Origin of the sequence: Rhizobium anhuiense bv. trifolii (genome assembly GCF_024346605.1) — a bacterium.
Taxonomy (GTDB): Bacteria; Pseudomonadota; Alphaproteobacteria; order Rhizobiales; family Rhizobiaceae; genus Rhizobium; species Rhizobium anhuiense.
Genome location: NZ_CP098801.1, coordinates 1,245,679 through 1,268,029, shown reverse-complemented (window position 1 = coordinate 1,268,029; position 22,351 = coordinate 1,245,679). Strand labels below are relative to the sequence as shown.

Annotated in this window: 23 protein-coding genes; 6 read left to right on the top strand and 17 right to left on the bottom strand. The window is 61.5% G+C overall.

Annotated elements, in window-relative coordinates; genetic code table 11:
* Positions 1-192: 192 nt before the first annotated feature.
* From NE851_RS06125 to NE851_RS06110, 4 genes are all read left to right on the top strand, one after another.
* Positions 193-1,020: a transporter substrate-binding domain-containing protein gene (locus NE851_RS06125; protein WP_025570099.1), complete on the top strand. Its 828-nt coding sequence runs from the start codon at positions 193-195 to the stop codon at positions 1,018-1,020.
* A 96-nt stretch (positions 1,021-1,116) separates the two neighbouring features.
* On the top strand, positions 1,117-1,758 hold the full coding sequence (locus tag NE851_RS06120; RefSeq protein ID WP_025570101.1) for an amino acid ABC transporter permease: 642 nt from the start codon (positions 1,117-1,119) through the stop codon (positions 1,756-1,758).
* Entirely contained in the window at positions 1,755-2,423 is a 669-nt protein-coding gene (locus NE851_RS06115) for an amino acid ABC transporter permease (RefSeq protein WP_025570102.1), read from the top strand. Before NE851_RS06120 ends, NE851_RS06115 begins: the two co-directional genes overlap by 4 nt.
* Positions 2,420-3,211 (top strand): amino acid ABC transporter ATP-binding protein, encoded by a 792-nt coding sequence (locus tag NE851_RS06110; protein WP_025570103.1) that lies wholly within the window; start codon positions 2,420-2,422, stop codon positions 3,209-3,211. Before NE851_RS06115 ends, NE851_RS06110 begins: the two co-directional genes overlap by 4 nt.
* A 51-nt stretch (positions 3,212-3,262) precedes the next feature.
* On the opposite strand, the gene NE851_RS06105 is transcribed toward NE851_RS06110, so the two are convergent.
* Genes NE851_RS06105 through NE851_RS06070 form a run of 8 tightly spaced genes read right to left on the bottom strand, consistent with a single transcriptional unit; the run spans position 3,263 to position 10,767 of the window.
* Positions 3,263-3,616, bottom strand: coding sequence for a cupin domain-containing protein (locus NE851_RS06105; protein ID WP_097596054.1), 354 nt, complete (start codon positions 3,614-3,616; stop codon positions 3,263-3,265).
* Positions 3,609-4,277, bottom strand: a complete 669-nt coding sequence (locus tag NE851_RS06100; RefSeq protein ID WP_025570106.1) for a cysteine hydrolase family protein — start codon at positions 4,275-4,277, stop codon at positions 3,609-3,611. Before NE851_RS06100 ends, NE851_RS06105 begins: the two co-directional genes overlap by 8 nt.
* Positions 4,277-5,827, bottom strand: a complete 1,551-nt coding sequence (locus NE851_RS06095) for an ABC transporter ATP-binding protein (protein ID WP_254955511.1) — start codon at positions 5,825-5,827, stop codon at positions 4,277-4,279. Before NE851_RS06095 ends, NE851_RS06100 begins: the two co-directional genes overlap by 1 nt.
* On the bottom strand, positions 5,824-6,525 hold the full coding sequence (biuH, locus tag NE851_RS06090) for a biuret amidohydrolase (RefSeq protein WP_025570110.1): 702 nt from the start codon (positions 6,523-6,525) through the stop codon (positions 5,824-5,826). Before biuH ends, NE851_RS06095 begins: the two co-directional genes overlap by 4 nt.
* Positions 6,526-6,536: 11 nt before the next feature.
* Positions 6,537-7,553: a formamidase gene (locus NE851_RS06085; RefSeq protein ID WP_047612049.1), complete on the bottom strand. Its 1,017-nt coding sequence runs from the start codon at positions 7,551-7,553 to the stop codon at positions 6,537-6,539.
* Between the two features lie 12 nt (positions 7,554-7,565).
* Positions 7,566-8,492: an ABC transporter permease gene (locus NE851_RS06080; protein WP_025570114.1), complete on the bottom strand. Its 927-nt coding sequence runs from the start codon at positions 8,490-8,492 to the stop codon at positions 7,566-7,568.
* Positions 8,492-9,619, bottom strand: coding sequence for an ABC transporter permease (locus tag NE851_RS06075; RefSeq protein ID WP_025570116.1), 1,128 nt, complete (start codon positions 9,617-9,619; stop codon positions 8,492-8,494). The genes NE851_RS06080 and NE851_RS06075 overlap by 1 nt, the downstream gene beginning before the upstream one ends.
* 20 nt (positions 9,620-9,639) lie before the next feature.
* Positions 9,640-10,767, bottom strand: a complete 1,128-nt coding sequence (locus NE851_RS06070) for a BMP family ABC transporter substrate-binding protein (RefSeq protein WP_025570118.1) — start codon at positions 10,765-10,767, stop codon at positions 9,640-9,642.
* A gap of 339 nt (positions 10,768-11,106) precedes the next feature.
* On the opposite strand from NE851_RS06070, the gene NE851_RS06065 reads away from it, so the two are divergent.
* The gene (locus NE851_RS06065) at positions 11,107-11,781 is read left to right on the top strand and encodes a GntR family transcriptional regulator (protein WP_025570068.1); all 675 of its coding nucleotides are present in this window, start codon (positions 11,107-11,109) and stop codon (positions 11,779-11,781) included.
* Between the two features lie 87 nt (positions 11,782-11,868).
* Here NE851_RS06065 and NE851_RS06060 read toward each other — a convergent pair whose 3' ends face one another.
* The 5 genes from NE851_RS06060 to NE851_RS06040 form a co-directional block, all read right to left on the bottom strand.
* Positions 11,869-12,666 (bottom strand): ABC transporter ATP-binding protein, encoded by a 798-nt coding sequence (locus tag NE851_RS06060; protein ID WP_025570514.1) that lies wholly within the window; start codon positions 12,664-12,666, stop codon positions 11,869-11,871.
* A gap of 11 nt (positions 12,667-12,677) precedes the next feature.
* Positions 12,678-13,571, bottom strand: coding sequence for a nitrate ABC transporter permease (gene ntrB / locus NE851_RS06055; RefSeq protein ID WP_025570515.1), 894 nt, complete (start codon positions 13,569-13,571; stop codon positions 12,678-12,680).
* A 56-nt stretch (positions 13,572-13,627) separates the two neighbouring features.
* Positions 13,628-14,941, bottom strand: coding sequence for a CmpA/NrtA family ABC transporter substrate-binding protein (locus NE851_RS06050; protein ID WP_047612030.1), 1,314 nt, complete (start codon positions 14,939-14,941; stop codon positions 13,628-13,630).
* A gap of 446 nt (positions 14,942-15,387) precedes the next feature.
* Positions 15,388-16,392 carry an inorganic phosphate transporter gene (locus tag NE851_RS06045; RefSeq protein ID WP_025570519.1) on the bottom strand — a complete coding sequence of 335 codons (1,005 nt, stop codon included), beginning with the start codon at positions 16,390-16,392 and terminating at the stop codon, positions 15,388-15,390.
* A complete protein-coding gene (locus NE851_RS06040) occupies positions 16,392-17,036 on the bottom strand; it encodes a DUF47 domain-containing protein (protein WP_025570521.1) in 645 nt (214 codons plus the stop codon). Before NE851_RS06040 ends, NE851_RS06045 begins: the two co-directional genes overlap by 1 nt.
* A gap of 96 nt (positions 17,037-17,132) precedes the next feature.
* Here NE851_RS06040 and NE851_RS06035 point away from each other — a divergent pair, with 96 nt between their 5' ends.
* Positions 17,133-17,666, top strand: coding sequence for an NUDIX hydrolase (locus tag NE851_RS06035; protein WP_063475746.1), 534 nt, complete (start codon positions 17,133-17,135; stop codon positions 17,664-17,666).
* Positions 17,667-17,701: 35 nt separating this feature from the next.
* On the opposite strand, the gene NE851_RS06030 is transcribed toward NE851_RS06035, so the two are convergent.
* From NE851_RS06030 to NE851_RS06015, 4 genes are read right to left on the bottom strand one after another with little or no spacing between them, the layout of a single operon-like run.
* Complete coding sequence (locus tag NE851_RS06030; protein WP_097596052.1) at positions 17,702-18,613, bottom strand: ABC transporter permease; 912 nt, start codon at positions 18,611-18,613, stop codon at positions 17,702-17,704.
* Positions 18,610-19,710 carry an ABC transporter permease gene (locus NE851_RS06025; protein ID WP_097542581.1) on the bottom strand — a complete coding sequence of 367 codons (1,101 nt, stop codon included), beginning with the start codon at positions 19,708-19,710 and terminating at the stop codon, positions 18,610-18,612. Before NE851_RS06025 ends, NE851_RS06030 begins: the two co-directional genes overlap by 4 nt.
* The gene (locus tag NE851_RS06020; RefSeq protein ID WP_097622430.1) at positions 19,707-21,230 is read right to left on the bottom strand and encodes an ABC transporter ATP-binding protein; all 1,524 of its coding nucleotides are present in this window, start codon (positions 21,228-21,230) and stop codon (positions 19,707-19,709) included. The genes NE851_RS06025 and NE851_RS06020 overlap by 4 nt, the downstream gene beginning before the upstream one ends.
* A 3-nt stretch (positions 21,231-21,233) precedes the next feature.
* On the bottom strand, positions 21,234-22,331 hold the full coding sequence (locus NE851_RS06015) for a BMP family ABC transporter substrate-binding protein (protein WP_097622429.1): 1,098 nt from the start codon (positions 22,329-22,331) through the stop codon (positions 21,234-21,236).
* Positions 22,332-22,351 lie beyond the last annotated feature (20 nt).

The following is a 22,351-nucleotide window of genomic DNA, read 5'->3' as shown; positions in this document are numbered from 1 at the left end:
GGTCGGGTCGCGCCGGTGCAGATCGCTGCCGCCCGGCACAAATTTTGCGTTCCTCGTCTTTTACATTGACACTCTAGGCCCGCCTATATCTATTTGTATAGTCAAAAGCGGAGCATAGAAATCCGCGCAGAGGAAATCGAAGTCGAGAACCAAAACTCCTCCACCGGGGGAATGAAAACTGGAGAGATGATCATGAAGGCCAATTCACTGCTGAAGGGTCTGGTCGGCGCTGCGTTCCTCATCGGAGCAGCCGTTTCCGCCCACGCAGCCGACACGCTTGCGGCCGTCAAGGCAGCCGGCACCCTCAAGGTTGGCACCGAAACAGCTTTTGCCCCGTTCGATTATATCGATGCCGGGGAACATACGGGCTTGAACGTCGACCTCTTTGCCGAGATCGGCAAGGAACTCGGCGTCAAGATCGAGTGGGTCGCCCTTCCCTGGGACGGTGTCTTCCCCGCGCTCGAGGCCGGCAAATTCGATGTCGTCGCAGGTCCTGCAACAATTACCAAGAAGCGCTTGGAGCGCTATCGCTTCACGCCGCCGATCGCCGAAGCGACGATTGCCATTTTGAAGAAGGCTGGCGATACGACGATCAGCAAGCCGGAGGATATTGCCGGCAAGACGATCGGTGTCGGCAAGGCAACCGCTCAGCTCGACCAGTTGAAGGAGTTCTCCGCCACCCTGCCGACCAAAGTCGACGTGCGTGAATATCCCGCCTTTACCGAATCCTACGCCGATCTCGCCGCCGGCCGTATTGCCGGCGTTGCCAATTCGCTACCGAATATCGCCTTCGTCGCCAGCCAGCGAAAGGGCACGTTCGAAGTCGTTCTGCCGCCATTCGGCAAGAAGTCTTATTTCGGCTTTATCGGCCTCAAGGATGCCGATCATGCGCCCCTGATGGATGCGATCGATGCCGCGATGCTCAAGATCAAGGCAGATGGACGCATGGCCGAGTTGCAGAAGAAGTGGTTTGGTGCGTCTTTCGATACGCCTGATGCTGTCAAGGATCCGGCATTCTGATGAGCCACCGGTGAACGAACGCGCCCCGCCAATGGTCGGGGCGCAATCTGCCGTGGCATCAGAGCTCACGGCCGCAGCGCCAGGCAAACACCGCCCATGTCCATCAAACTTTTCGAACTGCTTCTGCAAGCCTCGATCTACACGGTAACGATCAGCGTGGTTTCTATCCTGATCGGCTTTGCGATCGCGATCGTTATTTCCGCCATGCTGCTGTCGCGACAGCAGCTCTTCGTCCTGCCGGCGCAAATTTTCATCAGTTTTTTTCGTGGCGTGCCGCTGCTGGTGCAACTGCTGCTGATCTATAACCTGCTGCCGGCGATTGGCCTCAACGTGCCGAGTATCGTTGCGGCCGTCGTTGGTCTTTCGCTGTGTACGGCAGCCTATCAGGCTGAAAATCTGCGTGGCGGTTTTGCCAGCGTTCCCATGGGTCTTGTCGAGTCTGCCGAAATGGTCGGCATGACTCCCGTTCAGATCTTCCGCCGGATCAAGGCCCCGATCGCCCTGCGCCTGACTTTCCCGGCGCTCGTCAACGAAGCGATCCTTATCCTGAAGGCGTCGTCGCTGGTCTCGGTCGTCGGGGTCATCGAGCTGACGCGCATGGCCCAGGACCTTGCCGGCAGCACCTTCCTGCCGCTCGAGATTTTCGCGTCCGCAGGGCTGATCTATTTCGTCATCAATTGGATCGTCGCCCTTGCGGGCGGCCTGATCGAACGCTCCCTGCCGGGAGTGCCGCGATGACCTTCGACATCAATGTGATTTTCAACAACCTGCCCGATATCGTCAGCGGTGCATGGCTTACCCTCCTCATCTGGATCGTCACCACGCCAGTCGCTGCTGCGCTCGGCTTCCTTATCGCCGTTGCCAGACGTTTTGGCGGCGTCATCCCGGACAAGGCGTTCGGCATTGTCATTGCGGTGCTGCGCGGCACGCCCTTCCTCATCCAGATATTCCTCGTCTACTACGGCGGGCCCTTCGTCGGCTTGTCACTCGATCCGATCCCGGCCGGCATCATCGGCCTTTCCATCTACGGCGCGGCTTATTTCAGCGAGATCTTCCGCTCGGGTTTTGCCGCCGTCCCGAAGGGACATATCGAGGCCGGCCTGTGCGTCGGCCTGACACAAGGGCAGATCATCCGGCGCATATTGCTGCCGGAGATGACCATGCTGGTGCTGCCGCCTTCGATCAACATGACGATCATCCTCATGAAGGAGACGGCCGTGCTGTCCATCATCACCGTGCCGGAATTGACGGCGACGCTGAGTGCGATCGGCTCGCAGCAATATGCCTTCGTCGAGGCGCTCTTCGTGCTTGCCCTATTCTATTGGGCGCTCGTCGAAATCACCGGCTGGCTCGGTCATCTCGCCGAAACGAAACTCTCCAGATTCAGGTTTTTCAACATATGAGCGTTCCTGCGATCGCAGTCAAAAATCTCGTCAAGACGTTCGGCGGTTCCACCGTGCTGCACGGCATCGACCTCGATATCGTGCAGGGACAGGTTTCCTGCGTCATCGGCCCGTCCGGCTCCGGCAAGAGTACGTTGCTGCGCTGCATGGCCTTTCTCGAGGAATCGACGAAGGGGACGATCGCCATCAATGGCGAGGTGCTTGGCTTTACGGAAAACGCCAAAGGCGTCCGTGAGCGGGTGCCGGCGGCGGCGAACCGGCGGATACGATCGCAGATCGGGATGGTTTTTCAGCAGTTCAATCTCTGGCCGCATATGACGGCGCTCGGCAATGTCAGTGAAGCGCTGAAGACCGTTCACAAGATGAGCCGCAGGGATGCAGAGGAGCGGGCCATGGCCCAGCTCGTCAAGGTCGGCCTCGAGGCCAGGGCAGGGCACTATCCGTCGCAGCTTTCCGGAGGTCAGCAGCAACGCGTCGCCATCGCCCGGGCACTCGCCCTCAACCCGAAGATCATGCTGTTTGACGAGCCGACCTCATCGCTCGATCCCGAGCTGACCGGCGAAGTGCTGAACGTCATGCGCGATCTCGCCGCCGAGGGCATGACGATGGTCGTCGTTTCCCACGAGATCGGATTTGCCGCGACGGTCGGCCAGCAGATCGTCTTTCTCGATCACGGCAAGGTGCTGTTCACCGGCCCGCCGCAGGACGTCTTCAAACGGCCGAGAAACCCCCGGCTCGAACAGTTCCTGGACACCTATATCGATCGCGGAGCCTCGATGCTGCTCTGACGTTCATGTCCTTCCTGATCGTCGGAAAGACCTCCAACTCCGACGTCGGGTTCAGGCAATATCGTCTTCGAGTATCTTCACGGGCCGGTCCCACTGGATGAGAACGACACAGCCGGGGTCACTCCAGACCGAGTGTTCGCTGCCCGGCGCATTGACGATATAACTGCCGCTGGAGTAATCGCCCGTCTCGTCGGATTGAACGCCATCGAGCACCAGGATGGTCTCGAGCCCCTCGTGACGATGACGGGGAACGGAGGCGCCAGGCTCATATTTCAACAGCGCCACGCCCGGCTGATCGCCCTCGAAGGGCCGGATCCAGTGAATGGTGACCGCGTCGCGAAAAGGGCCGAATTCCAGCGCCTTCCAGCCGCCCGAGGTCAGCAGTTCGCGGGTCGTGTCAGGCATGGATAATGCTTTCCAGTATGTCGTCGACATGGGCGGTCCAGCCGACGATCGCGCCCTGAGCGCGGATCATGGCGATGGCTGCGGCTTTGAATTCCGGGAAATAGCTTTCCGTCGCCTCCTCGGCGAGCAGGCACTCATAACCGCGGTCGTTTGCTTCACGCATCGTCGTCTGCACGCAGACTTCGGTGGTAACGCCGGCAAAGACGAGTTGTTTGATACCCTTCTGCTGCAGCACGGTGCCGAGTTCGGTGGCGTAAAAGGCGCCCTTACCGGGTTTTTCGATGACGACTTCGCCCTTCACGGGCGCGAGTTCCGGCAGGATTGCTGTGCCGGGCTCGCCCGAGATCAGGATGCGGCCCATCGGGCCTTCGTCGCCGATCCTGAGCGCAGGATTGCCGCGGTCGCGTTTGGCCGGCGGCAGGTCGGAAAGGTCCGGCCGATGGCACTCCATCGTATGGATCACAGGCAGGCCGGCATTGCGGAAGCCCTGGATGAGGCGTTTGACATCGGGAACGATCCTGGTGATGCGGCTGACATCGTTGCCGAGGCTTGCACCGAAACCGCCGGGCTCGGCGAAATCGCGCTGCATGTCGATGACGATGAGGGCGAGCTCGTCGTGCTTCACCGGAAAGGCAAAAGGTTCGGCCTTGATCTTCACCATCAATGATGTCCCGCCATGTGGGCGCCGATCACGCCGATATCGGCCGAGCGTGCCGGTGTTTCGTAAACCAGCTTGCCTTCCGAAATGACCATGATGCGGTCGGAAATCTCGAGCAGTTCGTCGAGGTCTTCGGACAGCAGCAGCACGGCGGCACCCAAATTGCGTGCCTTCATGATGCGGGCGCGGATTTCGGCAACGGCCGAGAAATCCAGACCGAAACAGGGGTTCGAGACGATCAGCAGATCGACATCGCCGGTCAGTTCGCGGGCGAGCACCGCCCGCTGCACGTTGCCGCCCGAAAGCGCTGCGATCGGCGAGGAGGAAGAGGCGGTCTTGACCTTGAAATCGGAGATCAGCGCCGAGGCGCGCTTCTTCATGCCGCCCCTGTTCAGCCAGATCGCGTCCTTGCCGTCCGGCTTCAAGTCGAAGGTGCGAAACGCAAGGTTCTCGCTCACGCTCATCTTGGGCGCGCAGGCATTCTGCAACGGCTCTTCGGGGATGAAACGCACCTTGTTCTTGCGGGTCTCGTCACGGGTGGCGCCGTAAGCCTCGCCATTGACCATGACCTCACCGGTATCGGTCGGGCGCTGGCCGGCGAGAATCTCCGTCAGCTCCTTCTGGCCGTTGCCCGATATGCCGGCAATGCCAACGATCTCGCCGGAGCGGACCGTCAGCGCGTCGATCTCGATCGTCTTCAGGCCGGAGCGATCGGGGGCCTTCACCTGGCTGACGGTCAGCACGGGTCTTGCCGCTTCGGCCACCGGCAGGCGGCTGTCGAGCTCGGCGAGCTTGACGTCGCCGATCATCATCGCCGCCATCTCGGCGGTGGAGAGTTCGCCGACCTTGCCGGTGCCGACCAGCTTGCCGCGCCGCAGGATCGAGACGGCATCGGCGAACTTCGTCACCTCGTGGAACTTGTGGGAAATCATCAGCACGGTGAGTTCGCCGCGCTCGGTCATTCCGCGCACGATGCCGAGCATCTCGTCGGCTTCGGCCGGCGTCAGCACCGAAGTCGGCTCGTCGAGCACGAGGAAGGAGCGGCCGAGATAGAGCTGCTTGACGATTTCGAGCTTCTGTTTTTCGCCGGCGGCAAGTTCACTTACCGGCCTGTCGAGCGGGATCTTGAACGGCATGCGCTCCATGAAGGCGGCAAGGTCCTTGCGCTCCCTGGCCCAGTTGATCACCGCGGGGACTTCGGTGCGGCTGATGACCAGGTTTTCCGCGCCAGTCAGAGAGGGAACCAGGGTGAAATGCTGGTAGACCATGCCGAGCCCATAGGCTGCGGCATCCTTGGGGGAGGCGACCGCCACCTCGCGGCCGTCGACCGACAGCGAACCTGAGGTCGCGTGATAGAAGCCCATGATGCATTTGACGAGCGTCGACTTGCCGGCGCCGTTTTCGCCGAGAAGGGCGTGGAAAGAGCCGGCCGGAACGGCGATCGAGACGTTGTCGAGCGCGGTGAACGAACCGAAGCGCATGGTCATCCCGAGCGTATCGATACCGACCGCCTTGCCGGCCTTGGGGAGGGGCGTGTCGCGAACGGTGCTCATGGCAGCTGGCTCACAAAGGTTTCGGAATTGGAGACGGCGCCGAAGACGCCGCCCTGCATCTTCACCATCTTGATGGCGGCGAGGTGGTTTCCGTAGTCGGTCGCGCCGCAGCAGTCCTCCAGCAGCAGGCATTCGTAGCCGCGGTCGTTCGCCTCGCGCATCGTCGTCGAGACGCAGACATCGGTGGTGATGCCGGTGAGGATGATGTTCTCGATGCGCTTCCGGTTGAGGATGAGTTCGAGGTCGGTGGCGCAGAACGAACCTTTGCCGGGCTTGTCGATGATCGTCTCGCCTTCGACCGGGTAGAGTTCGGGGATGATGTCCCAGCCGGGTTCGCCCCGCGTCAGGATGCGGCCGCAGGGGCCGGGATCGCCGATACCGGCGCCGATCCGCTGCGAGCGCCAGCGTTTGTTGGCCGGCAGATCGGCGAGGTCGGGGCGATGGCCCTCGCGGGTATGGATGATGTGGTAGCCCTTGGCCCGCATAGCGGCAAGCACGCGTTTGATCGGTTCGATCGGCGCCTGCACCAGCGACAGGTCGTAGCCCATATGGTCGACATAGCCGCCCTTGCCGCAGAAATCCGTCTGCATGTCGATGATGATAAGGGCGGTGTTATCAGGCCTCAGAGCGCCGTTATAGGGCCACGGATACGGATCGGCGTCGATAAAATGCCCTTCGGTTTCGACCATCGCGTCCATCATTCTCTCTCCTATTCCGCGGCAGGTTTGAGGGGTTCGCCGTAGCGGCGCATCGGCTTGTCAAATCCGCAGGACGTGCCGTCCTTGACCTTTATCTCGTCTTCCCATGGCAGGCGGTATTTGCCTGCGACGAGGTCGTGCATGTAGGTATAGGGCGCATCCTGCGCGCCACCGGCGACGGCGACATAGCCGCGATGGCCGAACTGGTAGATATTGTTCTCCACGCCCCAGCCGAGCCGCGCCTCGCGCACCAGGTCAGGACGCACCTCGGCGGTGATGATCTCGTTGACGCGGCCGGAGGTGCCGTGGGCGATGATCGTGCCGTCGAAATTGCAGATCATGCCTTCACCCATGGAATCGAACGTGCCGTCCGAGCCGCACATACAGACATTGGCGGTGATCATCAGGTTGCAGAAGGCATTGGCCTGGTTGGTGAAGCGCCAGGCCTCGCGGATCGGCGCCGTGTAGCCGGCTGTGCGGATCATGATTTCGGCGCCCTTATAGGCGCATTCGCGCGCCATCTCCGGGAACATGCCGTCATGGCAGATGATCAGTGCGAGCTTGGCGCCTCGCGGGCCTTCGATGACAGGGATGCCAAGATCGCCGGGCTCCCAGGGCTCGACGGGGATCCAGGGATGCATCTTGCGGTAATAGAGCTTCAACTCGCCTTGATCGTCGATGACGATGCCGGAATTGTAGGGCATGCCGCCAGGGTTCAGCTCCATGATCGAGAAGCAGCCCCAGATCGCATTGTCCCTGCAAGCCTTCCTGAAGGCCGCGACCTCCGGCCCGTCGAGCGTGCACATGATCTCCGGATTGATGTCCATGGAGAGGCCGTGCAGCGCATATTCGGGAAAGACGACGAGGTCCATGCCCGGCTGGTTGCGCCGCGCTTTGGCCACCAGATCGACGATCACCTGCGTCTGTTTTGCCAGATCCGCTTTGGTGACCGTCACCGGCAGCTGGAGTTGTACCAGGCCGATACCCACACCGTGTTCGGATTTGTTGAGGCCGCCAAGTCCGTTCATCGGCAAGCTCCGTTATTTCGTAAGCGACAGCGCACCCGGCGCACCGGCGAGCGAGCGGGTGGGCGAGGACGTGGCGATCAGGATGATGAGGGTAAGCACGTAAGGTGCCGCGTAGAAGAGGTAGTAGCCTTGCGTGACGCCGACCGATTGCAGCGCCGGGCCGAGCGCGCCGGCGCCGCCGAAAAGCAGGGCAGCGAGAAAGCAGCCGATCGGGTTCCAGCGGGCAAAGATCACGAGCGCCACGGCCATCAGGCCCTGACCCGACGAGATGCCTTCGTTCCACGAGCCCGGATAGTAGAGCGACAGATAGGCGCCGCCGATCGCCGCCAGCGAGCCGCCAGCGGCGGTCGCCAGCAGGCGAACCCGGTCCGGGTCGATGCCCATGGCTCGGGCCGCGTCGGTGCTGTCGCCGACAACGCGCAGGATCAGGCCGATGCGAGTGTTCTTGAAGGCCCAGAACAGGAAGAGAGCCAGCGCTGCGCCGATGAAGAACAGCACGTTGATATTGAGTGCCGCCTGGATCTGCGGAGTGCTCGACCAGCCGCCGAGCGCAATCGAGGGCAGTTTCGGCGCCACCGGCTGGATGAAGGATTTGCCGAGGAAAAACGCCATGCCGAGACCGAACTGCATCATCGCGATGCCGATGGCGATGTCGTTGACCTTCGGGAATTTGCAGATCCAGCCGTGGATGAGGCCGAAGACTGCGCCCGCCGCCATGGCGGCGAGCACGCCGAGGGTCGGCGAGCCGGTGATGACGGCCACCGCATAGGCCGTCATGGCGCCGAAGACCAGCGTGCCTTCCAGGCCGAGATTGATGCGGCCGGAGCGCTCGGTGATCGTCTCGCCGAGGCTGACGAAAATGAATGGTGTGGACACGCGGATGGCGCCTGCGAAGATCGCCAGCGGCACGCCCCAGATGCCGATGCCTGTCTCTTCCATCAGAGGCTCCTTTTCCAGAGGTCGGGATTGAAGATCTTGAAGCGGCCGTAGAAGGTCTCGCAGAAGAGAATGACGATGAAGAGCGTCCCCTGCAGCACCAGAACCGTCGCATCCGGCAGGCCCATGCGCCGCTGGATGAGGCCGCCCGAGGCGTCGATGCCGCCGAGCAGGATCGCGACCGGAATGATCGCCAGCGGATTGTGCCTGGCGAGGAAGGCGACGAGGATGCCGGTATAACCGTAGCCGGCGGCAAGCGAGGCGTTGGCGCTTCCCTGCACCGCCGCCACTTCAATCATGCCCGCCAGACCGGCAAAGCTGCCGGCAAGTGCGGTAAATCCCGCGATCAGTTTGCCCACAGGAAGTCCCTGGATCTGGGCGGCGCGCACGTTGCCGCCGGCGATGCGGGCGGCAAAACCGTAGCTCGTCGCCTCGATCACGATCCAGGACACAATGCAGGCGAGGATGCCGATGACGAGACCCCAATGCACGTCCATGCCGGGAATCTTGCCGAGCATATAGTCCGCCGGCAACGGCCTGGTCGACGGCTTGTTGAGGCTTGCAGGATCGCGGAGCATCCCTTCGACGAACTGGTTCATCAGGGCAATGGCGATATAGGATAGCAGCAGCGACGAGATGGTTTCGTTGACGCCGCGGTAGTGGCGCAGGAAACCGGCAAGGCCGATCCAGATGCCGCCGACCACCATGGCGGCGATCGCCATCAGAATGAGGGTGAGGATGACAGGCGCGGTGCCGGCAAGCGGCAGAGCCATGGCTGCGGCCGCAACGCCGCCCAGCACGACCGCTCCTTCCCCGCCGATGATGACGAGGCCGAGACGGGCGGGCAGGGCGACGCAGAGCGCCGTCAGGAGAAGGGGTGCGGCGCGGCTTAAGCTGTTCTGCACCGAAAACCAGCTGCCGAAGCCGCCGGTATACATCAGTTGGAAGAGGGTGACCGGCGACTTGCCGACCGCCAGGATGAAGAGGGAGAAGAGCGCAAGACCGATCAGTATGGCCGCAAGGCCGATGACGACAGGTTCGGCTCGCCGCGCGATCCATTCGAGGACGGGGCGCAGCGAAGCCGGTTTTTCCGCGATGGCGAGTGCGGGGTCATTGGCCTCGATGGTCATGGCGCTTCTCCCTTCGCGGTTTACGCCGTGGACCCGACGACGCCCTCAACCAGGTAATTCATGCTCTCGAGCTCGATCGCATCTTCGGCGTAGCTCTTGTCGGCAGCCACGACGGTGTCGCCCTTATTGTCCTTCAACGGGCCCTTGAAGACCGAGAAGCCGCCCTTCATCATCTCCGCCTGCGTGGCTTCGAAAGCCTTGCGGCCCTCCGCCGACACGGCGGGGCCGAGCGCGCTCATCTTCACGAAGCCGTCCTTCAGGCCGCCGCGCACGAAGTTGCCGAGCTTTTCGCCGGCCTGCGCCTTCTTGACGAAATCGCTGTAGACGTTGCCCCAGGCCCATTCGGCGCCGGTGAGGTATTTTTCGGGAGCAAGCGGGCTCTGATTGGCGTGATAGCCGCAGACGAAGGCGCCGCGGCCGGCCGCCGTCTCGACGACCACTTTGGGGCTGTCGACGTGGCAGGTGATGACGTCGGCGCCCTGATCGACCAGCGCATTGGTGGCTTCGGCTTCCTTGACGGCGAGCGACCATTCACCGGTGAAGATCACCTGGCAGGTGATAGCGGGATCGACCGTGCGCGCGCCAAGCAGGAAGGCGTTGATGTTCTGCAGAACCTGCGGGATCGGCTTGGCGGCGACGAAGCCGATCTTCTTGCTCTTCGTCGCATGACCGGCGGCGATGCCGTTCAGATACTGGCCCTGGAATATATAGCCGAAATATGAGCCGGTATTGGCGGGGTTCTTGCCTTCCTGCCAGAGGCCGCCGCAATGGCGGAACTGGATATCGGGATATTTGGCGGCCATGGCCAGCATGTGGGGATCGAAATAGCCGAAGGAGGTCGGAAAGAGCAGGGTCGCGCCGTCGAGATTGATCATCGACTCCATGGTCTTCTGGACATCGACGGTTTCCGGCACATTCTCTTCTTCGACCAGCGTCACGCCCGGCAGCGCCTTGACCACGGCGGCACCTTCCGCATGCGCCTGGTTGTAGCCGTAGTCGTCCTTGGGGCCGACATAGATGAAGCCGACGGTCAGCGCGGTCTGGGCTGCGGCTGGAGAGCCGATCAGGCCCGGCATGGCGCCGGCGAGCGCACCGGCAGCGGAAGCCTGAAGGAAGTTGCGGCGGTTCATGGAAAGGAGTTTGGTCATCGGAATGCTCCTTGCGGCGCTGGGCCGGTTTCGAACGTGTACAGAAAAGTGCATGCAATGTGCGTGCCAGAAATCAATCTATTGTTTTTTATAATTTATTTATTTCTGCAAAATGCACACTCCGAAAAGTGCATGCAGATTGATCGATTTCTTGCGCAAAAAGTAATCAACAGGTATTTCTTGGTCATCGTGACTGCCTGATTGCTGATACTTCGCGCAGGCCAAGCTCTCTTATTCATCAGAAAGCGAAAATTTAACAATATCTTCCCTGCTCGATTTGACTTATCGAGTCTCGGACGGCATCTGTATGCAGAGTGTTGATGTGAGCAGATTCGTATTGTGAAGCAGACCAGGCGCAGAGAAGTGATCCGCACCGGAACCACCGTCGAACAGATGGTGCGGGCGATTTCCGACATGATCGTCACAGGTGAAATCCTGCCGGGCGCGAAGTTGGACGAGGTATCGCTCGCGGTTCGTTTCGAGGTTTCGCGCACGCCGGTACGCGAGGCCTTGCGTGAGCTGGGCGCCATGGGATTGGTCGTCCGCGAGCCAAACCGCAGTGCCCTCGTGACCAATGTCACCGAGGCCTATCTGCATTCGATGTTCGAGGCGATGGCGGAGCTTGAAGCAATCTGCGCCAGGCTGTCGGCCGAGCGCATGACGGTCGATGAGCGGCGCGCGCTGGAGTTGGAGCATCGGGCATCGGTGAGGCTGGTGCATGCCGGCGCCGAAGAGGAATATTCGGCTCACAATACCGAATTTCACACCCGGCTTTATCGCGGTGCGCATAATGATCATGTTTTCGAGATGGTGACGCAGACCAGGGCGCGGCTGGCACCTTTTCGACGGGCACAGTTCCGTTTGCCGGGGCGCTTGGCAAAATCCTATGAGGAGCACGGCCGGATCGTGACCGCGATCATGCGCGCGGACGCCGCGGCCGCGGGGCAGGCGGCCTATTCCCATGTGGAAATTGTCAGCGATGCCAGCGCGGTATTTGCAACGGCCGGGGAGTAGAGAGGACGCGGCGCCCGAAATCAAGCGCCGCCCCCGCTACAAGACAAAGGGCTCCCACAACCAAACGCTCCAGTTGTTTCGCGGCGTCTACTCCGCGGCTTCGACGAAACGGTGGCGTTCGTAGAGGAACTTCAGCACGGCCTCGCGGCATTTGAGATATGTCCGGTCGGAGGCGAGTTCGATGCGATGGCGCGGACGAGACATGGTCACATCGAGCACTTCACCGATCCGGGCCGCCGGGCCATTGGTCATCATGACGATGCGATCGGACAACAATACCGCTTCGTCGACGTCATGGGTGATCATCACCATCGTATTGCCAAGCCGGGCGTGGATTTCCATCACCGCGTCCTGAAGATGGGCGCGGGTCAGCGCGTCGAGCGCGCCGAAAGGCTCGTCCAGCAACAGGATCTTCGGCTCCATTGACAGCGCGCGGGCAATGCCGACGCGCTGTTTCATGCCCCCTGATATTTCCGAAGGCCGCTTATCCCTGGCATGCGCCATCTGCACGAGGTCGAGGTTGGCCATGACCCAGTCGTGCCGCTCGGCCTTGGTCTTTGTTCGGCTGAAGACCTTGGTGACGGCGAGATTGACGTTCTCGTAGACCGTCAGCCAGGGCAGCAGCGAATGGTTCTGGAAGACGACGGCGCGTTCCGGACCCGGTTCGTTGACCTCGCGGTTTTCAAGCAGCACGGCGCCTGCGGATACCGGAGTCAGGCCGGCAATCAGGTTGAGCAGGGTAGACTTGCCGCAGCCGGAATGGCCGATGATCGAGACGAATTCACCCTCGGAAATCGTCAGGTTGATGTCCTTCAGCACCTCGGCGCGCACGCCGCCCCGATCGAAATGTTTGTCGATATGGTCGAGTTTGAGATAGGCGTTCATAGGTGCGTTCCTCAGTTGGCCATGGCGCCGCGGGTGACGAGTTTGCCGAGCGCAGCCACCAGCTTGTCAAGGGCGAAGCCGACGATGCCGATATAGGCGAGCGCGACGATGATGTCCGGAAGGCGCGACGAGTTCCATGCGTCCCAGATGAAGAAGCCGATGCCGACGCCGCCCGTCAGCATTTCGGCCGCGACGATGGCGAGCCAGGAGAGGCCGACGCCGATCCTGAGGCCGGTGAAGATATAGGGCGCTGCCGAAGGCAGCATGATCTTCCAGAAAAACTCGAACTGGTTGAGGCGCAGCACTTCGGCGACGTTGCGGTAGTCCTGCGGGATATTGCGGACGCCGACGGCGGTGTTGATGATGACAGGCCAGATCGACGTGATGAAGATCACGAAGATTGCCGAAGGATTGGAATCCTGGAAGGCTGCCAGCGACAGCGGCAGCCAGGCGAGCGGCGGGACCGTGCGCAGCACCTGGAAGATCGGATCGAGGCCGCGCATCGCCCAGATCGACTGACCGATGATCGCCCCGATGATGACGCCGGCGACTGCGGCAAGGCCAAAGCCATACACGACGCGCTGCAGCGAAACGAGCACGCGCCAGCCAAGCCCGATATCCTGGGAGCCGTAGTTGAAGAACGGATAGGCGATCAGGTCGTAGCTCTCCTGCCAGACCTGATGCGGCGAGGGCAAGGACGCATCCGTCGATGAACAGAGCACCTGCCAGACGAGCAGGATGAGCGCCAGCACCACGGCCGGCGGAACGACATTGCGAAGTGCGGTCAGCGCCGCTCGACGAAAATCGATCCGCGATCCATGCTTGCCGGAAAATGGCAGAACCTTTGCCGCCGGCTTGGCAGAGGCGACCGTGGAGGGATTTTGTTTATTTGCCAGGGCGGACATCGACGCGCTCCTCATACGAATGAAAGGCCGGCGCGCCGATCGCGCGCCGGAGCGGGTCAGGCGACGGCCTTGATCGAAAGGCTGTCGAGATAGGCGGAGGGATTTTCAGGGTCGAAGACCTTGCCGTCGAAGAAAGTCTCCTTGCCGCGAGACGACGACGCGGGAATATCGGCCGCCGCGACGCCGAGATCCTTGGCGGCCTCGCGCCAGATGTCTTCGCGATTCACCTGGTTGACCAGCGCCTTGACGTCGGTGCTCGCCGGCAGATTTCCCCAGCGGATGTTTTCCGTCATGAACCAGGTATCGTGGCTCTTGAACGGGTAGGAGGCACCGTCCTTCCAGAACTTCATGTAGAGGTCGGTGGCCTTGACCTCGCGGCCGTTGCCATAATTGATATCGCCCTTGAGGCGGCCGAGCACGTCCTTGGTCGGAACGTTGAACCACTGGCGCTTGCCGAGAATGTCGGCCATCTCCGCCTTGTTGTCCATGCTTTCGCACCATTGCTGAGCTTCCATGACAGCCATCAGCAGCGCCTTGGCAGCATTGGGATTCTTTTCGATCCAGTCGGCGCGCAGCCCGAGCGCTTTTTCGGGATGGCCCTTCCAGAGCTCGCCGGTGGTGGCGGCGGTGAAGCCGATGCCCTGATTGACGAGCTGCTCGTTCCACGGTTCGCCCACACAGAAGACGTCCATGTTGCCAACCTTCATATTGGCAACCATCTGCGGCGGCGGCACGACGATTGTCGAAACGTCCTTATTCGGATCGATGCCGCCGGCGGCGAGCCAGTAACGGATCCAGAGGTCATGGGTGCCGCCCGGGAAGGTCATCGCGGCCTTGATCTCCTTGCCTTCCGCCTTCTTTTTCTCGAAGGCGGCCTTCAGCTTAGAGGCATCGAGCTGCACGCCGGTTTCGGCATATTCCTTGGCGACGGAAATGCCCTGGCTGTCGAGGTTGAGCCGGGCGAGGATTGCCATCGGCACCGGCTTATTGTTCTGCGTCACCTTGCCGGTGTGCATGAGATAGGGGAGCGGCGAGAGAATATGGGCGCCGTCGATGCCATTGGCCGCGCCGCCCAGCACGAGATTATCGCGGGTCGCACCCCAGGACGCCTGTTTGGCCACATCCGCTTCCGGAAGGCCATGCTTGTCGAAAAAGCCCTTTTCCTTGGCGATGATCAGCGGTGCGGAATCGGTGAGCGCGATAAAGCCGAGCTTGACACCTTTCACCTCGGGCCCTGCTCCGGCTGCGAAGGCGCCCGATGGAAAGGCAGTCTTGACGGCGCCGATGAGGGCAGCCGCTGCAGTCGTCTTGAGCATGCCGCGGCGGGTCATGCCGGTTGTCGAAATCCCAGTCGTCGAATTTTTTGTCATGCGCAGGTTCCCTCTGCTGGCTGAATTTGGACACAAAAAAACGCCGCCGGAAATTGCGTCCAAGGGATGAGAGATCCCGGATTGCAAAGACCTTGCGACGTCGGTGTCTAATGCAGGCGCTTATGCCGCGCCTATCCGCCCCGGTCGCCGTTGACCGGTGCATCTAAGAACGTGCAAGCAGCGTGCCAATTTCGAGAGGAGTTGGTAACAGCATGAAGCAAAAGGAGAAATGCCAAGAATTAACGATTGCCTATTTCTTGGGCGCTATCGTTTTCTGCTTCCGTTTTGTGCGATTGCCACGATAGTCACAGCCATGGAAGCGCTCTATTTGTGCAGTGCACGCAACATTAAAGCCGCGATGCAGCTGGCCGGATGGATGTCTTTCCAGCGGCAAAGCTCAACAGGAGAGGGGTAATGCGTGGCGATAGCCTTCGCTCTCACCTCATTCAGTGCAGCAAAGATACGAGTCCGTAGAACGCTGCGGATATTGCTGCCGCCGCCGGCATCGTGACGATCCAAGCTATCACGATGTTGCCGGCCAATCCCCAGCGCACGGCGGAAACACGGCGAGCCGCGCCCACTCCGACGATTGCTCCGGTGATGGTATGCGTCGTCGAAACGGGAATACCAAGCCACGTCGCTCCGAACAGCGTCAGCGCTCCGCCCGTCTCCGCGCAGAAACCTTGCATGGGGTTGAGCCGGGTGATCTTCGACCCCATGGTATGAACGATCCGCCATCCGCCAAACAGCGTACCGAGAGCCATTGCTGACTGGCAGGTAATGACCACCCAGAACGGCACGTAGAATGTCGGGCCGAGATATCCCTGGCTGAACAGGAGCACCGCGATGATGCCCATCGTCTTCTGCGCATCGTTTCCGCCGTGGCCGAGCGAATAGAGCGAAGCGGACACGAACTGCATGATGCGAAAGGTCCGATCCACCGCAAACGGCGTCTGCCGGACGAACAACCAGGAGACGGCGAGTACCAGCACCAGTGCAAGCAGGAAGCCGATGGCTGGTGAAAGGAAAATGGCGCCGACCGTCTTTAGGAGACCATTCCAGACGATCGAGCTGAAGCCAACCTTTGCCAGACCGGCCCCCACCAGCCCACCGACAAGCGCATGCGACGAACTCGATGGAATCCCGAAAATCCAGGTGAGGATATTCCAGATGATGGCGCCCATGAGCGCGGCGAAGATCAGTTGGGGCGAGACGATCGCGGGATCGATGATGCCGGTCCCCAGCGTCTCGGCGACATGCAAGCCGAAGAACAGGAAAGCAATGAAATTGAAGAACGCCGCCCAGGCGACCGCATACTGCGGCCGCAGGACGCGGGTCGAGACGATCGTGGCAATGGAATTGGCCGCATCATGAAGGCCGTTGAGAAAGTCGAAGAACAAAGCGACGACGATAAGGCCGACCAGCAGCGGCAGAGCGAGGGAGGCATCCATCAGACGTTCTCGATGAGAATGCCGCTGATCTCGTTGGCGACATCCTCGAAGCGGTCGACGACTTTCTCCAGCTCTCCGTAGATTTCGCTGCCGATCATGTAGGCCATCGCATTGCCGCTGGCGCCATGACGCAAGAACAGATCCTTCAAACCCTGGTCGTGGAGCTCATCGGAACGTCCCTCCACTCGGGTGACTTCCTCCGCGATGGCGGCGAGACGCTGCGCATTGGCCCCCAATCTGTCGAGCAGGGGTATCGCTTCCGCGACAAGATTTGCCGCCTTGACGATTTCGCTGCCCATCTCCTGCATGAGCGGATCGAAGCTGGATTGCTCGAACAAGCGGATCGTCTTGACTGTCTTGTGCATCATGTCGATCGAATCATCCATCGACTGGATAAGGTCCTTGATGTCTCCCCGGTCGAAGGGCGTGATGAAGCTTCGGCGAACGGCAAGAAGAACGTCACGCGTGATGTCGTCGGCCTCGTCTTCCAATGTGACGATACGTTCGCAGTTTTTCTCGACGTCATTGCCCTTCAGGAGTTGGTCGAGGGCGTAGGCCGCGGCAACGACGGTCTTCGAGTGCTTGGAAAACATGTCGAAGAATCTGTCTTCCCGTGGCATCAGCTTGCGAAAAATGCTCATCATGCCTGGGAACCTTCCTCGTGCGGCCGATTGTCATAAATCTGTCATAAACACGCTCAGGCAATTGAAGCAACATGCAAATTCGGTAATTCATCTACTATGACGCCGAGCAAGAAAAGCAGGAAGCCCCGACCGGACAAGTCCCAGCCACTGCTACGGCAGCTCGCTGCTGTTCCTGAAACGCTGTTCGCCGGTGCATTCCGTCAACAGTACGGCGCTCTTTGCTTTCGCTACGGCGATGCCGGATCCGCGATCGAAATCCTGGTGATCACATCGCGTGAGAGCGCACGCTGGGTCATCCCAAAAGGATGGCCGATGAAAGGGAAAAAGCCTTTCGAAGCAGCGGCAATCGAGGCGTGGGAGGAGGCAGGCGTGCGCGGGGTGGTGAAGAAGAAGCCGGTCGGCCGTTATACCTATCTGAAAGAACTCGACAATGGCGATGTGGCCCCCTGTATCGTCGACATGTTTCAGATTGAAGTCACTGATATCAGCGGCGATTTCAAGGAGCGGGGCCAGCGTATCCTCGAATGGGTCAGCCCGGATGAAGCGGCACGCCGCGTTCGCGAGATCGAACTCAAGTCGCTGCTCGTCCAATTCGAAGCGCGCGGCGGAAAGAAGCTCGATCGCGGCTGACCATCTTCGCCGGCAGATAGCAGCGCCGCGCGTCTTTATCGCTCGAATGGTTCGCCGAGCGAAGCAACGCCGTTCAGTTTCAGCAGGCGACGGTCGGCGGAGATGATGCCGAGCACGATGATCGTGACAAGATAGGGCAGGCTCGACAGCAGCTGCGAGGGAACATCCAGTCCGGTTGCCTGGGCTGCAAGCCCCATCAGCGAGACTGCCCCGAAGAGGCAGGCGCCGAGGAAGATACGGCCGGTGAGCCAAGTCCCGAAGACGACAAGGGCGATGGCGATCCAGCCGCGGCCGGCGATCATCCCATCGGCCCAGAGCGGGGTGTAGACCACCGACGCATAGGCGCCGGCGAAGCCCGCCATCGCGCCGCCGAAGGCGATGGCGAGGACGCGCACTGAGATGACCGGATAACCGATGGCATGCGCGGCCTTTGGGTTCTCGCCGACAGCGCGGACGATGAGACCGAGCTTGGTGTAGGCAAACATCGCCCAGAGAGTAAGCGTCGCCGCGAGCGAAATCCACACGACGATGTCCTGGACGAAAAGGCCGCCGATAACCGGCAGTTCCGAAAGTCCGGGAAGGGCGAGCTTCGGAAGTCCTCTGACGGTGAGGCTTTCATAGGTCTTGCCGAAAAGCGCCGAGAGGCCCTGACCGAGAATGCCGATGGCAAGGCCCGCCGCCACCTGGTTTGCCCGGAATCCGAGGGTGACGAAGGCGAAAAGCAGGGAAAGGACAGCGCCGCCGGACCCGGCGACGACGAAGCCCAGGAGATGTCCGCCGCCCTGATAGACGACGATGAAGGCGAGCACGGCGCCGAAGGCCATCAATCCCTCGACCCCGAGGTTGAGGACGCCGGCGCGCTCGGCCACCAGTTCGCCGAGGGCTGCGAGAAGAAACGGTGTCGCGGCCGCAAGCATGCCGGCAAGAATGAACTCGATGGCGTTCATGACGGGCTCCGGTGGGCGGCGCGGCGCCATTCCAAGCGGTAGCGCACGAAGGCGACGGCGATGAGATAGGCGAGCAGCAGACTGCCTTGGAAGACGCGGACGGCGGCGATCGGCAGGCCGGCCGAGACCATGGCATTGTCGCCACCGATATAGATGACCGCCATGACCAGCGCCGAGACCACGATGCCGATCGGGTGCAGGCCACCGAGATAGGCGACGATGATGGCCGCATAGCCATAACCGCTCGCGACCGAACGCTGCAGCTGGCCGAGCGGACCGGCGACTTCGGCAGCACCGGCAAGACCGGCGGCAAAGCCGCCGATCAGCAGCGACAGCCAGATTGCCCAACCCTCCTTGAAGCCGGCATAGCCGGCAGCCCGCGGCGCCAAGCCGCCGACCTGCAGCTTGTAGCCGATGAAGCTCTTCTGCATGAAGACCCAGGCGGCAACCGACAAAGCGAGCGTAATCAGGAAAGAGACGTTGAGGCGGGTCCCGGAAATCAGGGTCGGGACCATCGCATCATACTGGAACATCACCGACTGGGGGAAGTTGAAGCCGTTCGGATCCTTCCAGGGGCCGAGCAGCAGATAGTTCAGCAGCTGCGCCGCAACGAGGCTCAGCATCAGCGAAACGAGGATCTCGTTGGCGTTGAGGCGCACGCGCCAGAAGGCAGTGAGAGAGGCCCAGAGCGCGCCGCCGATGGCGCCGAGCAGCAGCATCGCCGGCCAGATCCACTGGCCCGTTGCCTGGGGAAACCAGACCGGAATGGCCGAGGCGAAGATCGCGCCGAGAATGAACTGGCCTTCGGCGCCGATATTGAAGACCTTGGCGCGAAAGCCGATCGCCAGTCCCTGGGCGATCAGCAGGAGCGGGCCTGCCTTTAAGAGCACTTCCGAAAATGACGCCCAGGAGAGGAAGGGCTCGAAAAGCATCGCGTAGACGACCGCGACCGGGTCACGGCCCATCAGGATGTAAAGGCCGAGGTTGAGCGCGATCGCTATGACAAGCGCCAAGACGGGTGCAAGCAGGCTCGCGGCAAGCGAGGCGCGCTCCCGGCGCACCAGGGTGGGAACGAAAGCAGGGGACCAAGCGCTCATAGACGGACTTTCTCGGGTGAGGCTTGTGCCCCGATCATGTATCGGCCGATCTCTTCGGGCTGTGTGTCCCGCGTTTTTAGCGGCGGGCTGAGCCGGCCGTGATGCAGCACCTGGATGGAATCGCAGAGCTCGAACAGTTCTTCCAGCTCTTCGGAAATAACAAGGATCGCCATGCCCTGATTGCGCAATGCGACCAGACGGCTGCGAATGGCGGATGCGGCGCCGATATCGACGCCCCAGGTCGGCTGCGCCACGAACAGCAATTTGGGAGCCAGCATGATTTCCCGGCCGACGATGAATTTCTGCAGATTGCCGCCGGAAAGCGTCCCGGCTTCCGCATCCGGGCCGGGTGTGCGGACATCATACTGACGGATACAATCCTCGGTGAACGCCGTCGCCCGCGCCTTGTCGAGAAGACCATGGCGCAAAAGCTTCAGCGGATGGGCCGTCAGCAGGCTGTTGAGGATAAGCGACATTTCGGGCACGGCGCCGCGTCCGAGCCGGTCCTCCGGAACGAAGGCAAATCCAAGCGTCCGTCGCGCCGCGGCATCGAGCCTGCCGACATCCATCCCCATCATGTAGATCCGGTCGCGCTGGTCGCGCCCCAGCACCGTCTCGCCCGAGACCAACGCGGCAAGCTCGCTTTGGCCGTTGCCCGAAATACCGGCGATCCCCAGAATTTCACCGGCATGCACTTCGAGGCTGATGCCGGAGAGCGACACCGCAAAGGGATCGTCCGGCTGATAGTCCAGACCGATGATCTCCAGCCGCTTTTCCCCGCCGGACAGCGGCAGCGCCGACAAGGGTTCGGGCATGTCGCGGCCGATCATCATGCGGGCAAGGTCATGGGCATCATGTTCACGCGGGTCGACATTCCCGGTCACCCGGCCGCCGCGCAGAATGGTCGCCCGGTCGCAGATTGCCCGGATTTCCTCGAGCTTGTGGGAGATCAACAGGATGGAAACGCCGCCGTCGCGCAGCCGGCGCAGCGTGTCGAACAGCTTCTCCACCAGTTGCGGCGGCAGGACGGAGGTGGGCTCGTCAAGGATCAGCAGCTTTGGATCGGTCATCAGGCTTCGGATGATCTCCACCCGTTGCCGCTCGCCGACGGACAGCGCATGCACATGGGCGAGCGGGTCGACTTCAAGGCCGAACTCCCGTCCAAGCGTCCGGATGCGTTCCTTGAGCTCAGCCTTGCGGCCCGGCACGACCAGCCGAATATTCTCCAGGACGGTCAGGGTCTCGAACAGCGAAAAATGCTGGAAGACCATGCCGATACCGTTGCGCCTTGCCTCCGCCGGAGAGGCGAGGCGCAAGGGTTTTCCTTCCCAGACGACGTCTCCGTCATCCGGTTGCTCGACGCCGTAGATCAGCTTCATCAGCGTCGATTTTCCCGCGCCATTTTCTCCGAGAATCGCATGGATCGATTGCGGAGCCACGTCCAGATCGATGGCCTGGTTGGCGTGGATCTGGCCGTAGCTCTTCGAAATGCCGCGCAGCGACAGGAGCGTGGTCGTCATGACTTATTTCGGCAGCGGCGTGGACACGCCCTTGACGTGCCAATTCATGGCGATGATCTCGGGGTCGGCCAAGGTCGCGCCGGATGCGACACCTTCGCTGCCGTCGGCCTTGGCGATCGGCCCGGTGAACGGCGAGAAGCTGCCGTCGGCGATCTTTGCCTCGATCTCCTTGATCTTGGTCATGACGTCAGCCGGAATATCCGAATTCCAGTCGACCACTTCGACGACCTTGTCGGCGACGCCGAGGAACGCATTGGCCCCCTTGAAGGTACCGGCGAGATGGGCATCGACCGAAGCTTTGAAGAACGGTGACCAATCCGTCGCGACGCAGCCGAGATAGGTCTTCGGCGCATATTTCTTCATCGAAGAATTGAGGTTGAAGGCATAGACGCCGGCTTCCTCGCAGGCCGAGATGACGGACGGCGTGTCCTGGGCGTTGGAGAAGATCACGTCGCACTTCTGCGCAATCAGCGCCTTGGCGGCTTCCTGCTCCTTGGCCGGGTCGAACCAGGAGTTGACCCAGACGACCGAGACTTCGATGTCGGGCTTGACCGCCTGGGCGCCGAGCGTGAAGGCATTGATCGAGGTGATGAGCTCGGGGATGGCAAAAGCCGACACGGAGCCGAGCTTGCCGGTCTTGGAAAGCGCTGCCGCTGCCATGCCGAGCAGATAGGTACCCTGGAAATATTTGGCGGCGAAAGGCGAGAAGTTCGGAGCGACCTGGAAGCCCGAGGCATGCAGAACCGTGACGCTCGGATCACGGCGGGCGATCTGCAGGGCGCCGTTCTGATAGCCGAAAGAGCCGGCGACCAAAAACTTGTTTCCGTCGGCGACGGTCTTGTTCATGATGCGGTCGGCATCCGGGCCTTCGGCAATATTCTCAAGCACGGTGACCTTCACCTTGTCGCCGTAAGCGGCCTTGATCGGCTCGAGACCGGCGGCCAGTGCATGTCCCCAGCCGACATCGCCGATCGGCGAAGGGACGACGAGCGTGATGCCGAGCGGCGCGTCGGCGGCCAAAGCAAGGCGGCTGCCGAGCACACCGGCAAGGCCGGTGGCGGCAGCGGCCGTCATCAGGTTTCTGCGGGTCAGTTTGGTCATGGTCTCAGTTCCCTCTTTTG

Excerpts from the sequence above, each read along its gene's own strand:
- NE851_RS06095 (WP_254955511.1), bottom strand. The coding sequence starts at position 5,827 with ATGAGCACCGTTCGCGACACGCCCCTCCCCAAGGCCGGCAAGGCGGTC.
- NE851_RS06110 (WP_025570103.1), top strand. The coding sequence starts at position 2,420 with ATGAGCGTTCCTGCGATCGCAGTCAAAAATCTCGTCAAGACGTTCGGC.
- NE851_RS06125 (WP_025570099.1), top strand. The coding sequence starts at position 193 with ATGAAGGCCAATTCACTGCTGAAGGGTCTGGTCGGCGCTGCGTTCCTC.
- NE851_RS06050 (WP_047612030.1), bottom strand. The coding sequence starts at position 14,941 with ATGACAAAAAATTCGACGACTGGGATTTCGACAACCGGCATGACCCGC.
- NE851_RS06080 (WP_025570114.1), bottom strand. The coding sequence starts at position 8,492 with ATGGAAGAGACAGGCATCGGCATCTGGGGCGTGCCGCTGGCGATCTTC.
- NE851_RS06025 (WP_097542581.1), bottom strand. The coding sequence starts at position 19,710 with ATGAGCGCTTGGTCCCCTGCTTTCGTTCCCACCCTGGTGCGCCGGGAG.
- NE851_RS06030 (WP_097596052.1), bottom strand. The coding sequence starts at position 18,613 with ATGAACGCCATCGAGTTCATTCTTGCCGGCATGCTTGCGGCCGCGACA.
- NE851_RS06045 (WP_025570519.1), bottom strand. The coding sequence starts at position 16,392 with ATGGATGCCTCCCTCGCTCTGCCGCTGCTGGTCGGCCTTATCGTCGTC.
- NE851_RS06040 (WP_025570521.1), bottom strand. The coding sequence starts at position 17,036 with ATGATGAGCATTTTTCGCAAGCTGATGCCACGGGAAGACAGATTCTTC.
- NE851_RS06105 (WP_097596054.1), bottom strand. The coding sequence starts at position 3,616 with ATGCCTGACACGACCCGCGAACTGCTGACCTCGGGCGGCTGGAAGGCG.
- NE851_RS06035 (WP_063475746.1), top strand. The coding sequence starts at position 17,133 with ATGACGCCGAGCAAGAAAAGCAGGAAGCCCCGACCGGACAAGTCCCAG.
- NE851_RS06015 (WP_097622429.1), bottom strand. The coding sequence starts at position 22,331 with ATGACCAAACTGACCCGCAGAAACCTGATGACGGCCGCTGCCGCCACC.
- NE851_RS06060 (WP_025570514.1), bottom strand. The coding sequence starts at position 12,666 with ATGAACGCCTATCTCAAACTCGACCATATCGACAAACATTTCGATCGG.
- NE851_RS06020 (WP_097622430.1), bottom strand. The coding sequence starts at position 21,230 with ATGACGACCACGCTCCTGTCGCTGCGCGGCATTTCGAAGAGCTACGGC.
- ntrB (WP_025570515.1), bottom strand. The coding sequence starts at position 13,571 with ATGTCCGCCCTGGCAAATAAACAAAATCCCTCCACGGTCGCCTCTGCC.
- NE851_RS06100 (WP_025570106.1), bottom strand. The coding sequence starts at position 4,277 with ATGGTGAAGATCAAGGCCGAACCTTTTGCCTTTCCGGTGAAGCACGAC.
- NE851_RS06085 (WP_047612049.1), bottom strand. The coding sequence starts at position 7,553 with ATGAACGGACTTGGCGGCCTCAACAAATCCGAACACGGTGTGGGTATC.
- biuH (WP_025570110.1), bottom strand. The coding sequence starts at position 6,525 with ATGGACGCGATGGTCGAAACCGAAGGGCATTTTATCGACGCCGATCCG.
- NE851_RS06075 (WP_025570116.1), bottom strand. The coding sequence starts at position 9,619 with ATGACCATCGAGGCCAATGACCCCGCACTCGCCATCGCGGAAAAACCG.
- NE851_RS06070 (WP_025570118.1), bottom strand. The coding sequence starts at position 10,767 with ATGACCAAACTCCTTTCCATGAACCGCCGCAACTTCCTTCAGGCTTCC.
- NE851_RS06120 (WP_025570101.1), top strand. The coding sequence starts at position 1,117 with ATGTCCATCAAACTTTTCGAACTGCTTCTGCAAGCCTCGATCTACACG.
- NE851_RS06115 (WP_025570102.1), top strand. The coding sequence starts at position 1,755 with ATGACCTTCGACATCAATGTGATTTTCAACAACCTGCCCGATATCGTC.